14 protein-coding genes are annotated in these 13,677 nt (G+C 66.6%); 5 read left to right on the forward strand and 9 right to left on the reverse strand.

Annotated features, from left to right (window positions below; all coding sequences use genetic code 11):
• Window positions 1-88: 88 nt before the first annotated feature.
• The gene (locus tag EGH21_RS01225) at window positions 89-1,243 is read left to right on the forward strand and encodes a hypothetical protein (protein ID WP_220616655.1); all 1,155 of its coding nucleotides are present in this window, start codon (window positions 89-91) and stop codon (window positions 1,241-1,243) included.
• A 13-nt stretch (window positions 1,244-1,256) separates the two neighbouring features.
• Here the strand turns inward: EGH21_RS01225 and EGH21_RS01230 are convergent, their stop codons facing one another.
• From EGH21_RS01230 to EGH21_RS01240, 3 genes are all read right to left on the reverse strand, one after another.
• Window positions 1,257-2,627, reverse strand: coding sequence for a cryptochrome/photolyase family protein (locus tag EGH21_RS01230; RefSeq protein WP_220616656.1), 1,371 nt, complete (start codon window positions 2,625-2,627; stop codon window positions 1,257-1,259).
• Between the two features lie 201 nt (window positions 2,628-2,828).
• On the reverse strand, window positions 2,829-3,692 hold the full coding sequence (locus EGH21_RS01235; RefSeq protein ID WP_220616657.1) for a 2-oxoacid:ferredoxin oxidoreductase subunit beta: 864 nt from the start codon (window positions 3,690-3,692) through the stop codon (window positions 2,829-2,831).
• Window positions 3,689-5,467: a 2-oxoacid:acceptor oxidoreductase subunit alpha gene (locus tag EGH21_RS01240; protein ID WP_220616658.1), complete on the reverse strand. Its 1,779-nt coding sequence runs from the start codon at window positions 5,465-5,467 to the stop codon at window positions 3,689-3,691. Before EGH21_RS01240 ends, EGH21_RS01235 begins: the two co-directional genes overlap by 4 nt.
• A gap of 142 nt (window positions 5,468-5,609) precedes the next feature.
• Between EGH21_RS01240 and EGH21_RS01245 the strand changes: the two genes are divergently transcribed.
• Window positions 5,610-6,245 (forward strand): FAD-dependent oxidoreductase, encoded by a 636-nt coding sequence (locus EGH21_RS01245; protein WP_220616659.1) that lies wholly within the window; start codon window positions 5,610-5,612, stop codon window positions 6,243-6,245.
• 77 nt (window positions 6,246-6,322) lie between these two features.
• Here EGH21_RS01245 and EGH21_RS01250 read toward each other — a convergent pair whose 3' ends face one another.
• Together EGH21_RS01250 and EGH21_RS01255 are read right to left on the reverse strand one after the other, a co-directional pair.
• The gene (locus EGH21_RS01250) at window positions 6,323-6,517 is read right to left on the reverse strand and encodes a hypothetical protein (protein WP_188994033.1); all 195 of its coding nucleotides are present in this window, start codon (window positions 6,515-6,517) and stop codon (window positions 6,323-6,325) included.
• Between the two features lie 52 nt (window positions 6,518-6,569).
• Window positions 6,570-7,013, reverse strand: coding sequence for a pyridoxamine 5'-phosphate oxidase family protein (locus tag EGH21_RS01255; protein ID WP_220616660.1), 444 nt, complete (start codon window positions 7,011-7,013; stop codon window positions 6,570-6,572).
• Window positions 7,014-7,097: 84 nt separating this feature from the next.
• On the opposite strand from EGH21_RS01255, the gene EGH21_RS01260 reads away from it, so the two are divergent.
• Window positions 7,098-7,388, forward strand: a complete 291-nt coding sequence (locus tag EGH21_RS01260; RefSeq protein WP_166969058.1) for a transcriptional regulator — start codon at window positions 7,098-7,100, stop codon at window positions 7,386-7,388.
• Between the two features lie 46 nt (window positions 7,389-7,434).
• Here the strand turns inward: EGH21_RS01260 and EGH21_RS01265 are convergent, their stop codons facing one another.
• Complete coding sequence (locus EGH21_RS01265; RefSeq protein WP_220616661.1) at window positions 7,435-7,851, reverse strand: Rieske (2Fe-2S) protein; 417 nt, start codon at window positions 7,849-7,851, stop codon at window positions 7,435-7,437.
• Window positions 7,852-7,949: 98 nt separating this feature from the next.
• On the opposite strand from EGH21_RS01265, the gene EGH21_RS01270 reads away from it, so the two are divergent.
• Both EGH21_RS01270 and EGH21_RS01275 read left to right on the forward strand, forming a co-directional pair.
• On the forward strand, window positions 7,950-9,008 hold the full coding sequence (locus EGH21_RS01270) for a saccharopine dehydrogenase family protein (RefSeq protein ID WP_220616662.1): 1,059 nt from the start codon (window positions 7,950-7,952) through the stop codon (window positions 9,006-9,008).
• A gap of 273 nt (window positions 9,009-9,281) precedes the next feature.
• Entirely contained in the window at window positions 9,282-10,586 is a 1,305-nt protein-coding gene (locus EGH21_RS01275; RefSeq protein ID WP_220616663.1) for an alpha-amylase domain-containing protein, read from the forward strand.
• A 63-nt stretch (window positions 10,587-10,649) separates the two neighbouring features.
• Here the strand turns inward: EGH21_RS01275 and EGH21_RS01280 are convergent, their stop codons facing one another.
• The 3 genes from EGH21_RS01280 to pabB are packed head-to-tail and all read right to left on the reverse strand — an operon-like array spanning window position 10,650 to window position 13,632.
• Entirely contained in the window at window positions 10,650-11,522 is an 873-nt protein-coding gene (locus tag EGH21_RS01280; RefSeq protein WP_220616664.1) for an aminotransferase class IV, read from the reverse strand.
• Window positions 11,507-12,163 (reverse strand): anthranilate synthase component II, encoded by a 657-nt coding sequence (locus tag EGH21_RS01285; RefSeq protein ID WP_220616665.1) that lies wholly within the window; start codon window positions 12,161-12,163, stop codon window positions 11,507-11,509. Before EGH21_RS01285 ends, EGH21_RS01280 begins: the two co-directional genes overlap by 16 nt.
• Entirely contained in the window at window positions 12,160-13,632 is a 1,473-nt protein-coding gene (gene pabB, locus EGH21_RS01290) for an aminodeoxychorismate synthase, component I (RefSeq protein ID WP_220616666.1), read from the reverse strand. The genes EGH21_RS01285 and pabB overlap by 4 nt, the downstream gene beginning before the upstream one ends.
• Between the last annotated feature and the right edge of the window lie 45 nt (window positions 13,633-13,677).

Raw genomic sequence — 13,677 nt, forward strand, 5'->3', positions numbered from 1 at the left:
TATCCACTGCCTGCGACGGCGGCGGTGTCTCTCGAAAGGGTAAAGGAGCCACCAGTCACACCAGTTGCCAGACGCGGGGAGACGATACATGGTTCTCAAAACAGGTGCTGGTGTGCTGGCCGATAGGCCGAGGTTACCGACCGCCGTCCGGTCGGTGCTGGGGTACTACGCCGACTCCGGCGTGTTCGACTACGCCAGCCTCGCACTCAAGTCCGAAATCGACGACCGAACCGAGCGGATGATGGCCGACGTGTACGACCGCGTCGAGGCCGCGCTCGAAGACGAGTTCGGTCGGCCGGTGTCGTTCAGTTACGACACCAAACTCATCCTGCCCGCACAGTTGACGCTGGGGTACGTCTACCGCGAGGCCCGCCGAGAGGCCGACGGCGACCCGGTCACCGAGGAGATAGCGACCGGCGTTCCCCCCGTCGAGAGCGGCGCACTGGACGGCGACACGCCCGACCTCTCGCCCCGCGAGATGGTCGTCCGGGCCGAGCAGATGACCCGCCTCTCCATCGAGGCGCTCGTCGACGGCGACATGCGTGACGCTATCAACGACGACGAGTTCGAGGACTTCGAGACGGACGTCGACGTCGACCCTCGACGGGTGGCCGAGACGGCACAGGCCGCGCTCCAGTCCCACCTCGACGGCCTCTTGGACGAGATGCCGTCCATCGTCGCGGACGCGTACCAGTGGGCCGTCGACTACTCCGAGGCTCATCAGGACCGGGACGAACACTTCCGGGAACTGCTGGAAGCGGCCGAAGACGGCGACGAGAGCGCACGGGAGGCGATCCGCGAGGAGTACAAGTTCGCCGACTACGACGAGGAACCGGCGACGCTCACCGACGCCGAGAAGGACCTGCCGTACAGCAAGACCCAGTACGCCCGCGTCGGCGTCATCTACGACGGGATGTTGGACCTCTACCGACTCGCCGGACTGGATATTGACGACGACTTCGCGAAGGCCATCGTCCTCGCCATCATCGGCGCGCAGGTGTGGCTGGACGACGTGGACGACTACGCCGACGACCGGGCCGAGGGCCAGTTGACGCCCGTCACCGCCGAGTACGTCCTCGCACCGGACGACAGAGCGGCGTACAACCGCGTCGTCGACGTCACCGAGCAGTACCTCGACCTCGCGAAGGAGTACGCGACGGCCGCGGACTCGCCGCTGACGGGCATCGCCGTCGAGTACATCTACCGCTCCGGTGACCCGAGCGTGTTGCCCGGGCATCACTGACCGCCCTGCCGGACTACCGTTTGCCGAGCGCTCGCTCGAACACCCGCTGGGCCCGTTCGTACGCCGCGTTCCGGTCGACGATAGGGTGGGGATAGTCGGGCGCCAGTTCCTGTCGCTCGGCGTCGGAAAGGGTCGGCCAGTCGACGATTTTCGACGCCGGCACCCCACGGAGTTCGGGCACGTACTCGGTGACGTAGTCGGCGCTGCTGTCGTACTTGTGCATCTGGGCGACGGGGTCGAAGATGCGCACGTCGACGGAGTCGGTCCCCGTCGAGGCCGTCCACTGCCAACTGGCGTAGTTCGAGGCCGGGTCGTGGTCGACCAACTGCTTCGTGAAGTAGCGCGCCCCCTTCCGCCAGTCGACGAGGAGGTGCTTGGTGAGGAAGGAGGCGACGTTCTGCCGGGGGCGGTTGTGGACGTACCCCTCCGCGTCTAGCTGGCGCATCCCGGCGTCGACGAGCGGATACCCTGTCTCGCCGCGTTGCCACGCCGCGAACGTCTCCGGGTCGTTCTCCCACTCGATAGGGTTGGGGAAGGACTTGTAGTTCTCCGTCAGCAGCGTCGGGGTGTAGTACAGCAGGTGGTAGCTCTGCTCGCGCCACGAGAGTTCGTAGCGGTACTTCTGGACCTGTCGCTTCTGGTCGGGCCCAACTTCGGCGTGGCGTTCGCTCGCGTCGCGCCACAGTTCACGGACGCCTATCATCCCAGCGGCGATGTACGGGGACATCCGGGAGACGGCCCCCACGGGTTGCTCGACGGCCGCACGCATGTCGTCGCGCGTGTCGCTGTACGTCTCGATGCCGTCGGCGAGGAACCGGTCCCACCGCTCGCGTGCGCCCTCGTAGCCCGGCGTCGGGAGGTCGACGGCGACGTCGATAGCGGGTACCGTCTTGGAGTCCGAGAAGTCGGCCAGCGCGTCCTCGTCGGGTGGCTCTGCGGGCGGGCGTTTCTGGTGGGCCTGCCAGTCGTCGTAGAACCGACTGTGGTTCTCGTAGCGGTCGTCGAGGGCGGCAGGGTCGACCAGCAAGAGGTCCGTCAGCGACGTCGTCGGCACGGCGTCGTCGACCCGACGCTGGCGGTTCCGACGGGCCGGGCGGTAGTGCTCGTTGTAGAACACCCGGTCGGCGTCGTACTCGTCAACCACGTCTGCGAGTACGTCGGCGGCCGGACCGGACCGAACCAGCAGGTCGCTCCCGCGCGCTCGATAGGCGCGTTGCAACGCCCGGACGCCCTCCGCGAAGAACGCTCGCTGTCGCTTCCCGACCTTGTGCAGAACGTCCGTGTCCACGACGTAGACCGGGAGGACGGTGTCCTCGTCCGCGGCGGCCGTCAGCCCCCGGTTGTCCGGGATTCGCAGGTCCCGCTGGTGCCAGAAGACGTGCATACTGCGGGTACGGAACAGGGGCGTATGGGTGCAAGCCCAACGCTGTTGGGTGTGTCAGATTGTGGCAAACTATCGGCCGAGAAATCGCACAGTAGACGGAATCGCCGTGGCTGTGCCGAGCCACGAGTTCGTCCCCCTACGAAAACCGCGTTTTTCGAGGTGTGGGTCGCACGAAGCGCGAACCCGACGCCGAAAAGGCGGTTAGTAGAACTCGCGGACGAGGTCCATCGCACCCTCGGGTGCGCCGTCGGGAATCTCGGCCATCGAGTCCTCAATGCCCTCACGCTTCTCGAACGGCACCGACTCCTCGTCCTGGTACAGGACGCCCATGTACTCCTTCTCGCTCTCCAGAATCTTGTCCTTCGCCTGGTCGCGGTTGCCCGCGTCGTGGTCCGTCTCGTCTAGGTCCACGATGGTGTCCCGGAAGTAGTCGTACGTGTCGACGTCGTTGAACGTCACGCAGGGACTGTAGACGTTGACGAAGCCGAAGCCGTCGTGCTCGATGGCCTGCTGGACGATTTCGGCGTGTCGCTGAGAGTTCGAACTGAACGACTGGGCGATGAACGTCGCGCCGGAGGCCAGCGCCAGTGCCTTCGGGTTGACCGGTGGCTGTTTCGGGCCGTCCGGGGTGGTGCCCGTCTCGAAGTCCTCGCGCGACGTCGGCGAGGCCTGCCCCTTCGTCAGCCCGTAGATGCGGTTGTCCATCACGACGTAGCTCATGTCGACGTTCCGGCGCACTGCGTGGATGAAGTGGCCCGCGCCGATGGAGTAGCCGTCGCCGTCGCCGCCGGCGACCATCACTTCCAGATTGGGATTGGCCATCTTCACGCCGATGCCCACGGGCAGCGCGCGGCCGTGGACGCCGTGCAGCGCGTAGCTGTGCATGTAGGTCCCGATTTTGCCGGAACAGCCGATGCCGGCGACCACGAACGTGTTGTCCGGGTCGTTGCCCGTCTCGGCCAGGGCCTTCATCATGCCGTTCATCGTCCCGAAGTCGCCGCAGCCGGGACACCACGTCGGTTGCTTGTCGGACTTGAAGTCTGTGAATCTAACGTCTGAGCTCATTCTGCTTCGACCTCCGTTGTCGTGCCCGCGTCGCCAGCGAGCGTCTGTTTGATTTCGTCTGCGAGTTCGTCGGCCTTGAACCGCACGCCGGTGTACTTGTTGATGCGCTCGACCCGTTCGAGGACGTCGTGTTCGACGACGTCGGCGAACTGGCCGGTGGCGTTACACTCGACGACGATGACGTCGTCGGCCGCCTCGACCTCCTCCGTGAGGTCCGGTCGCGGGAAGATGTACGGCACCGAGATGAAGCGGATGTCGTAGCCGTCTTCTTCGAGGAACTCCAGTCCCTCACGCATCGCGCCCTCGTTGGACCCCCACGAGATGACCAGCGTGTCGGCGTCGGGGTCGCCGTACTCGCGGTAGTCGAACTCCTCTTGCTCGCGGGCGGTCTCGACCTTCCGCTGGCGCTTGTCGACCTGTTCGACGCGGACGTCCGTGTCCTCCGTCCGGCGGCCGAGTTCGTCGTGTTCGAGGCCCGTGGTCATGTGTGCGCCGTCGGCCGTGCCGGGGAACGCCCGCGGCGAGACGCCATCGGCGGCAGGGAAGTGCGCCTGGAAACGGCCCTTCTCGTCCAGCCACGTGTCGATGTCGTTCTCGTCGACGACCTTGCCGCGGTCGACCTCGACCTCGTCCATGTCGAAGGTCTCCGGGGAGAACGTCTGTTCGGTGACCGCCATCGCGAGGTCCGAGACGAGGAACACGGGCGTCTGGTACTTCTCGGCGAGGTTGAACGCCTCGACGGTCTTCCAGAAACACTCGGAGATGCTCGTCGGCGCGAGGACGAAGCGCGGAATCTCGCCGTGCCCGCCGTACAGCGTCATGTTGAGGTCGCCCTGTTCCTGTTTCGTGGGCATCCCCGTCGAGGGACCGCTACGCATCACGTCACAGATGACCAGCGGCGTCTCGCTGGTCGCGACGAGGCCGAACGTCTCGGTCATCAGGTCGATACCCGGTCCGGAGGTGGCGGTCATCGACCGTGCGCCGGCACGGGCCGCACCCAGCGCCATGTTGATGGCCGACAGTTCGTCTTCGGCCTGGACGACTTTGCCGCCGAACTGGTCGATGCGGCCGGTGAGGTACTCCATCACGTCTGTGGCCGGTGTGATGGGGTAGCCGGCGTAGAACCGGCAGCCAGCGGCGATGGCACCCATCCCGATGGCCTCGTCGCCGTTCAGGAGGACGTAGTCCTCGTCGGTCGTCTCTAAGTCGTAGCCGAACTCGTAGTCGAACTCCTCCTGGACGTACTCCTGTCCCATCCGAGCGGCCTGCTTGTTGTTCTCGACGATGGCCTCGCCCTTGTCGCCGAAGCGCTTCTGGAGGCTCTCGTCCAGGTTCTCGATGGGGAAGTTCGTCACCTCACACGCCGCGCCCAGCGCGACGACGTTGAGCATGATAGCGCCGCCGGCGTCCTCGGCGAGGCGCTTGAGCGGGACCTCCAGCGCGGTGGCGTCGCCGGGCACCTCGACGTCCTGCATGGTGGTGCGCTCGGCGTCGTAGATAATGACGGAGTCGTCGTGCAGTTCGTCCTCGTTCTCGTGGATGGTGCGCTCGGTCAGCGCGATGAGGATGTCGAGGCGGTCGACGACGCTCTCGACGCGGTCCACCGAGGTCCGGACCTTGTAGGCGGTGTAGCCGCCGCGAATCCGTGAGGCGAAGTCCTTCGACGTGAAGACGTGTCGACCGGCCCGGGAGAGCGCCTGTGCGAAGATCTTCCCGGTCGAGTCGATTCCATCGCCGGCCTCCCCGCCGATGGCCCAGTTGAGGTCGTCTGGCATACTACCGCAAGGGTAGCAAACCGGGGGTGAAAAGGCTTCTGTGTGCGCCCGCGCGCGTGGCTGTCCGATTTTGTAACGACGGTCGCTGCATCCGGCAGAATCAACCGAAATCCCCTTGTCCGGCCCCGACTTCGACCGTGATATGGACGAACGTTCACTCTCCGTCACTGCGGTCAGGTCTGTCGGGCCGGACGCCATCGCCGTCGACATCGAGACGCCGCCGGCGTTCGACGCGCAACCGGGCCAGTTCGTCAAACTGACCCTCACCGTCGACGGGGAAGACGAGTCCCGCTTCTACACTATCTCCTCGCCCGACGTCGAGGACGAGTTCGAGATTACCGTCGGTATCGACCCCGAGGGAGCGGTCGCACCCCTGCTTGCGGACCTCGAAGCCGGGGATTCGGTCCGCATCGCCGGCCCCTTCGGGTCGGACTACTACGAGGGCGAGGAGCGAGCGGTGCTACTGGCGGGCGGCCCCGGTATCGGCCCCGCCGTCGGCATCGCCGAGCGCGCGCTGGCCGACGGCAACGAGGCCGCTATCGTCTATCAGGACGCGTCGCCCATCCACGAGGACCGGTTAGAGGCGCTCGAGGCGGCCGGTGCCGTCGTCCACGTCCTCGACGCCGACGCGGCCCTGACCGACGCCGTCGCGGACGCCGTCGTGGACGGTGGACAGGTGTTCGTCTACGGGTTCGCCGACTTCCTCGACGCCGCGACGAGTGCACTGGAGGCCGCCGGCGTCGGTACCGACGACGCGAAGGTCGAGAACTTCGGCTGACCTCCCTTTTCAGCGCCGGAATCACGCCGCTCTCGGTCGGTCTCGCGGGTCGGAGTGCGAACGCGACGCAGTCGGTGCTACGACAGCGAGCGGCTAGCTCGGAAGCCCAGATACCCCGCGACCACGAGCAGGGCGAGGCCGGGGAGCGTGGTCGCGAAGTTGCCGTACCCGAGCCATCCCGCCGCGGTGAGAACCACGACGACGGCCGCGGCCACGAACAGCGCGGTTCGGAACTGCCGTCGTCGGACGGCGTCCATCAGGGGGCGCGTCATACTCGAACACACTATCGCACGGATTGTAAACTTCGTGTCGGTGGCGTCGGTGTCACACCTCTCGCGTCCGTCTGGTCGTCAGTTCGTCGGGCACGAGGCGGCGGAGTTCGAACGACACCCGGGAGAGGGGTCGCTCGAAGACGTCGACGGCCGGGACGTCGACGTTCTGGAGGCCCGCCAGCGACCGGTCGGCCACGTCCTCGATGCGAACCGGTTCCAGTCGTCCGGTAGCGACCACGCTCCTGAAATCGCCGTCGTCGCCGTCGTAGGTGACGAACGTGACGGCGCGCCCCTCCAGTCGTCCCTTCCTGCTGTCGGTTTCCTGTGCTAACCGGAAGTAGAAGGTCGTCTCACCGGGGTCGTAGCCGTACGAGACCGGAACCGCGTGTGGAGACGCGTCGTCGGCCTCGCCGAAGGCGAGGACCCCCGTCCCGCCGACACCGAGGAACGCGTCTCGCTCGTCGGCGCCCATCTCTACCGGTGTCGTGTCTGCCATACACGGACTTTTTGTTGGATGGCTAATAAATCTCCGCGGCGACGGCGGGGGAAAACTGATTGTCGGCGGCCGCCAAGGTATCGCATGCGCGAGGCAAGTCGCACGACGCGCCAGCGCATCGCCGACCGATTACGCGACGAGGCGATGGCCGCAGGGACGATTGCGAACACGTTCGAGATACAGACCAGCACCGCGCTCACACACGTCGAGCACATCGCGAAGTCGCTCGACGCGACAGACGAGCAACTACTCGTCGCGCCGCCAGAGTGCGAGCGCTGTGGCTTCACGGACTTCGACGACCTGACGAACCGACCGAGTCGCTGCCCGGAGTGTAAGTCCGAGAGCGTCGCCGAACCCGCCTATCGAATCGGCTAGGCGAGTCACCGATGGACCGCTGGACCGCTGGAGTTTCGGGGCCGGCTTACTGGCCCGAGAAGCCGATGCGCCCTCGCGAGGAGCGGTCGTACTCCCCGGACGGCCCCTGCTGTTCGAACTCGTAGCGGTCGTCGGTCAGGTACACCACGCCGTCGTCGACGGCGACGGCTATCTCTTCGAGGACCGCCCCCTCACACGGCCCGAACGTACAGGTCCCGGTGTCGGACTCGAACGTCGCGCCGTGTTTCTCACAGACCAGTTCGTCCGCTCGCATCGTCGCCCCGCTACCCTTGTCGAGACGGATGTCGCGCCAGTGGGGGCAGTAGTTCTCGAAGGCGACGACGCCGTCGGTGAGTCGCACCAGAATCGCCTCTTCGGTGTCGAACCCGTCCCGGACGGTAAAGAGGAAACTGCCGTCCTCGGGGACGTCGCTGACTGCCGCAATCCGACTGTCCTCGTCCATGCTGAGTCAGGGTACGTGAGTCGTCGGTTTCAATTCCTCGGTCAGACAACTGACCACACCGCCAACGTTTATCCGAACCTCCGCCGAACACCGCTGGCATGGGCGAGTTCGTCGTCTACAGGTCCTACGGCTACACCGGGTCGCTCGTCGCGGACGCGGCCGTCGACCGGGGTCTCGACCCAGTACTGGTCGGGCGCGACCGCGAGAAGGTCGACAGACAGGCCGCCGAACTCCGGTGTGACTTCGAGGTGGTCGGACTGGACGAACCGAAAGTCCTCGACATGGTGCTGGAAGACGCGACGGCGGTACTGCACTGTGCGGGTCCGTTCACCCGGACGTGGGAACCGATGGTCGACGCGTGTCTGCGGACCGGGACCCACTATCTGGACATCACCGGCGAACTCGACGTGTTCGAGGCCATCCACGCACGGGACGACGAGGCCGAGGACGCGGACGTGATGCTAATGCCGGGTGTCGGGTTCGACGTCGTCCCGACCGACTGCATCGCCGCCCATCTGGCGGGCCGACTCCCCGACGCCGACACGCTCGAACTCGCCTTCCACGCCGACGTCGGCCTCTCCCGTGGGACGCTGAAGACAGTCGTCGAACACCTCGACGCGGGCGGTGCGGTCCGCCGCGACGGCCACATCGAGCGGGTCGACCCGGCCCACGAGTCGCGAACTATCGACTTCGGGTGGGGCCACGACGGACTCCACGCCGCCGCGATGCCGTGGGGCGACGTCTCGACGGCCTACTACACCACCGGCATCCCGAACGTCACGGTGTACATGTCGATGCCCGAGAGCGCGGCACGGATGCAACGACTCACCGGGGCGCTCTCGCCGCTCCTCGGCCTGCCACCGGTGAAAGCCGCGCTGAAGTGGTACGTCGAGCAGACCACCGACGGACCCGACGCCGAGGAACGGGCGAGCGAACAGAGCTACGTCTGGGGCGCGGCGACGACGCCGGACGGTGACAGGGCGGTCAGCCGGCTCCGTGGCCCACACACCTACGACCTCACCGTCGAGACGGCGCTGGCCGCGCTGGACCGCGTCCTCGACGGCGACGCGCCGACCGGGTTCCAGACGCCCGCCGGAGCCTACGGCGCCGACCTGATTCTGGACGTCGACGGCGTCGAGCGGGAAGACGTAGTCTGAGAGAGACGGCGAGCATCGGCCGGTCGGAGACGAGTCTCCTCCCGAATTATTCTCGGGACGTCGACAGTCGACCGTTCACGATTCGGAGAACGGGCGTTCGGGAGCCTCTCGTCGACCTACAGGCGAGTCTGGAGCATCCGTTTGTTACGTTCGGCGACGAATATATTACGTTTCGACAACATCCTCATCTTTAATGTTATGTAGTAATTCATCATAGTTCGTGGCTTGTGAGAGCGGACCACACGCGACTGGCGACAAAGGGAAACCACGCAGATGACACGACAGTTCAGCAGGGGAAGCGAGAACTTCTCCCGACGCGACGTACTCAGAGGTATGGGCGCACTCGGCGCGGCGGCGACGGGTGCCTCGGTAGCGACCGGCGGTGCCGAAGCGGTCGGTTCCAGCGCGGTGTACCAGTACTACCACACCGACTGGAATCAGGTCGAGAGCGACCTCTCGACCATCGCGGACCAGGGCTACGACACGGTTCAGGTCCCGCCGGCGCAGTACAGCCGTCTCGACCGGAGCCATCAGGAGGGCGTCACCGACCCGCCACTGGGCTACCAGCCAATTGACCTGAAGAACTTCAACAGCGTGTTCGGCACGGAGTCGGAGTACAAGGCCATGGTCGACGAAGCCCACGCACAGGGGCTGGACGTCGTCGCCGACGCCGTCATAAACCACATGGCGGCGGCCGACGACTTCCGCGGGGCCGAACCGGTGTACTACAGCGACCTGCCGTACTTCAGCGAGGCCGACTTCCACGCCAAGGACTGTATCGACTACAGCGACCCCGACTCCGTCGAGAACGACTGGCTGACCTGCGAGCTCAAGGACCTCAAGCAGGAGTCGTCCTACGTCCGGGGTCAGCTGTACGACTACGTCGAGAAGTACGCCGACATGGGCGTCGACGGCATCCGGTGGGACGCCGTCAAGCACGTTCCAGAGTGGTTCTTCAGCGACTACGCCAACCAGTGGGCCGACGACCTCGGCCTCTGGACGGTGGGGGAGTGCCTGCAAGGGAGCGTCGACTACTGTCAGGGCTACGCGGACACGGGAATGTCCGTCACCGACTACCCGCTGTACTACACGATGAAAGACGACGCGTTCAACGAGAACGGCGACCTGCGGGCGCTCGACGGCGCCGGACTGGTGGACCAGTCGCCGTTCCAGTCGCTGACGTTCGTCTCTAACCACGACAGCGGCCCGCCACAGTACGAGAAACTGGCCTACGCGTACATCCTCACGTACGAGGGGTACCCGCGCGTCTACAGCAACCGCATCGGCATCAGCGACGACGACATCCGGAACCTGTTGTGGATTCGCAACAACCTCGCGGGCGACACCGCCTACCAGCGCCACGCCGACCAGAACCTCTACGCCTTCGAGCGGTACAACAACCTGCTCGTCGGGCTGAACCGGTCGACGAGCTGGCAGTCTACCACCGTCTACACGTCTTGGGCGAACACGACGCTCAACGACTACAGCGGCAACGCCGGCGACGTGACGACCGACGGCAACGGCTACGTCGACATCTCCGTCCCACCGACGGGCTGGGTCTGTTACGCCCCGTACTGAACCGACGACCACGGTTGCACCGACCGTCTCGCTCGACCGCCATATCCGTTGGCGGTCGCTTTCTCAGTAGTGTTCGGCCTCGACGCGTTCGTCGTAGAGCCGCTGGAGGAGTTTCGTCATCGGTCCCGCTCCCACCTCGATGCCGTCGACGGTGGCGACGGGGCGAATCTCCCACGTGGAGTTCGTGAGGAACGCCTCGTCGGCGTCTCGCACGACGTCTAGCGAGTAGTGGCCCGTCTCCATCGGGAGGTCCTCCTCGCGAGCCAGTTCCATCACGACGTCACGGGTCACGCCCGGCAGGAGGTCCAAGTCCTCGCTGGGCGTCCGCAGGCCGTTCTCGGTCACGAAGAAGAGGTTGCTCGTCGCCCCCTCCGCGACGTGTCCCGCCGTCGTTCGCATCAGGCACTCGTCGGCGGCGTCGCCGTCGACGGCCGCCCGCCGGAGTTCGAGTTTGCCGAGGATGCCGTTGAGGTAGTTGTGCGTCTTCACGTCCGCCGGAATCGCCTCGCTCGGGACGCGGCGGGTCCGCACCGTCTGCACGTCGGCGGGACTGTCCCACACTCGCTCGCCATCGCGACCGCCGCGGGGCAGTTCCTTCACGACGACGACTACCGTCGGGTCGACGTCGGGGTCCGGCGTGAGTTTCCCGGGCTGGACCCCTCGCGTCACCGAGACTTTGACGTACGCCTCGGTGAGGTCGTTCGCGTCGAGCGTCTCGTCGACCCGCGCTCGCAGGTCCTCGGGGACGGCGTCGGCGAACCCCAGCGTCTCGGCGGTGTGCTGGAGTCGCTCGCGGTGGGCGTCCCACGCGAACGGGTCGCCGCCGTACGCCCGGAGCGTCTCGAACCCCGCGTCGCCGTACATGAACCCGCGGTCGAGTACCGATACCGTGGCCTCGTCGGCCGGGACCAGGTCGCCGTCTACGTGGTAGTGCATGTGAGACAGAAGTTCTCGACCATCGTCTTCCCGTGGTCGGTCAGGATGCTCTCGGGGTGGAACTGGACGCCGACGTGGGGGTACTCACCGTGGCGGACGCCCATCACGATGCTCGCCTCCTCTTCGGTGTAGGCCGTCTCTTCGAGGGCGTCGGGTACGTCGTCTCGCCGGACTGCCAGCGAGTGGTAGCGGCCCACCTTCACGGGGTCTGGGACGCCCTCGAAGATGCCGTCGCCGTCGTGGGTCACGAGCGAGGACTTGCCGTGGACGACGTCCTCGGCGTGGCTCACGGTCGAGCCGTTGGCGGCACACAGCGCCTGATGGCCCAGACAGACGCCCAGCGTCGGATACCGGAGTTCGGCGAACGTCGGCATCGAGACGCCGGCCTCGTCGGGCGTCCCCGGCCCGGGCGAGACGACGATGCCGTCGGGGTCGATATCGTGTATCTCCTCTACGGTGACGGCGTCGTTGCGGCGGACGACCACGTCGTCGTCGTCGCCGCCCAACCGGAGGACCACCTCGCCGACGTACTGGACGAGGTTGTACGCGAACGAGTCGTAGTTGTCGACGACGAGGACGGTGGGTGCCAGCGAGTCGCTGGACGGTGGGCCGCGGCCGCGACGAGCGTCGCGTTCGTTCATCGCGACTCCTCCACGGAGAGGTCAGCCCGCCGGCCCAGCGCCTCGTCGACGGCCGTGACGAGCGCCCGACCCTTGTCGAGCGTCTCGTCGTACTCGCTGTCGGGGTCCGAGTCGTGGACGATACCCGCGCCGACCCGGAGATGGTACTCCTCGGCGTACCGTACCAGCGTCCTGATGACGATGTTCAGCGTCGCTCGGCCGTCGAATCCGAAGATACCGATAGAGCCGGTGTAGGGGCCACGGCGAGTCTGCTCGACCTCGTCGATTATCTCCATCGTCCGGGGTTTGGGCGCGCCGGTGATGGTGCCGCCGGGGAACACCGCCGCGACGGCGTCTTCGAGGGTCGCACGCTCGCGCATCTCGCCGGTGACCTCCGAGACGAGATGCATCACCTCCGAGTAGCGGTCGACGCGGCGGTAGTCGGTCACCTCAACGGTGCCGAACCGGCTCACCTTCCCGAGGTCGTTGCGTTCTAGGTCGACCAGCATCGCGTGTTCGGCCCGTTCCTTCTCGTCGTCGAGCAGGTCGGCTTCGAGTCGCTCGTCGGCCGCGGGCGTCTCGCCGCGGGGTCGCGTGCCCGCAATCGGTTCCGTGACGAGGTGGTCGCCGTCGCGGTGGAGGAGGAGTTCCGGACTCGCGCTGACGAGGTCCACGCCCGGGAACTCCACGAGGGCGGAGTAGGGGGCGGGGTTGACCGCCCGGAGCGCGTCGAACGCCTCGACCGGGTGGACCGCCGCCGGCGCGCTCAGTCGCTGGGAGACGTTCGCCTGAAAGGTGTCGCCGTCGCGGATATACTGTTTGACGGTCCGCACGCGGTCGGCGAACGATTCGCGGGTGCAGTCGCTCTCGAACTTGGCGGAGTCCGTCTCGACCGGCGGGTCCCCGACGCCCGGGTCACCCTCGGTGGCCGCGCGAGCGAGGTCCAGCGCGTGTTGCTTGCCGAACTCGTAGGCCAGTCCGGCGTCGTCGTGGTCGTCGAGTCGGGGGCACGCGGTCACGGTGAGTTCGACCGGGCCGTCCCCACGCGGTTCCTCCCACGCCGCGACGCGGTCGTAGGTCGCCATCTGCATCCGTGGGAGGGCGCGGTCCGCGACGGCGCTGTCCGGGAGCGTCTCCAGTTCCCGGGCCACGTCGTACGAGAGCCATCCGACGGCGCCACAGGGGTACGGCACGTCGCAGTCCCCCCGAACGAGCGTCTCCTCGTCGAGCAGGCCGGCGAGCGTCCCGAGCGTGTCGCTCTCGTCGGGAGCCACCTCGGTGAACTCGGCGGGCGCCGTCGCGAAGTACCCCCAGCCGGACTGCCCCCCGGTCGTCGCCAGATAGACGCCGCCAGTGGGGTCACGGGCCCGCCGGTAGGCCTCGAACGGGTCGTCGACGGTGACTCGGACCGCGACGGGAATCCGAGCGGTCGGTGGTGCCTCCGCTGCCAGCCGCTCGAAGGCGGTCCGGTCGGTCTCGACCGTTGCCATTACCGAGAGAGAACAGGCGGGGGAGTAATTCGCTTGCGGTTCGAG

Source organism: Haloarcula rubra (assembly GCF_019599465.1).
GTDB lineage: Archaea > Halobacteriota > Halobacteria > Halobacteriales > Haloarculaceae > Haloarcula > Haloarcula rubra.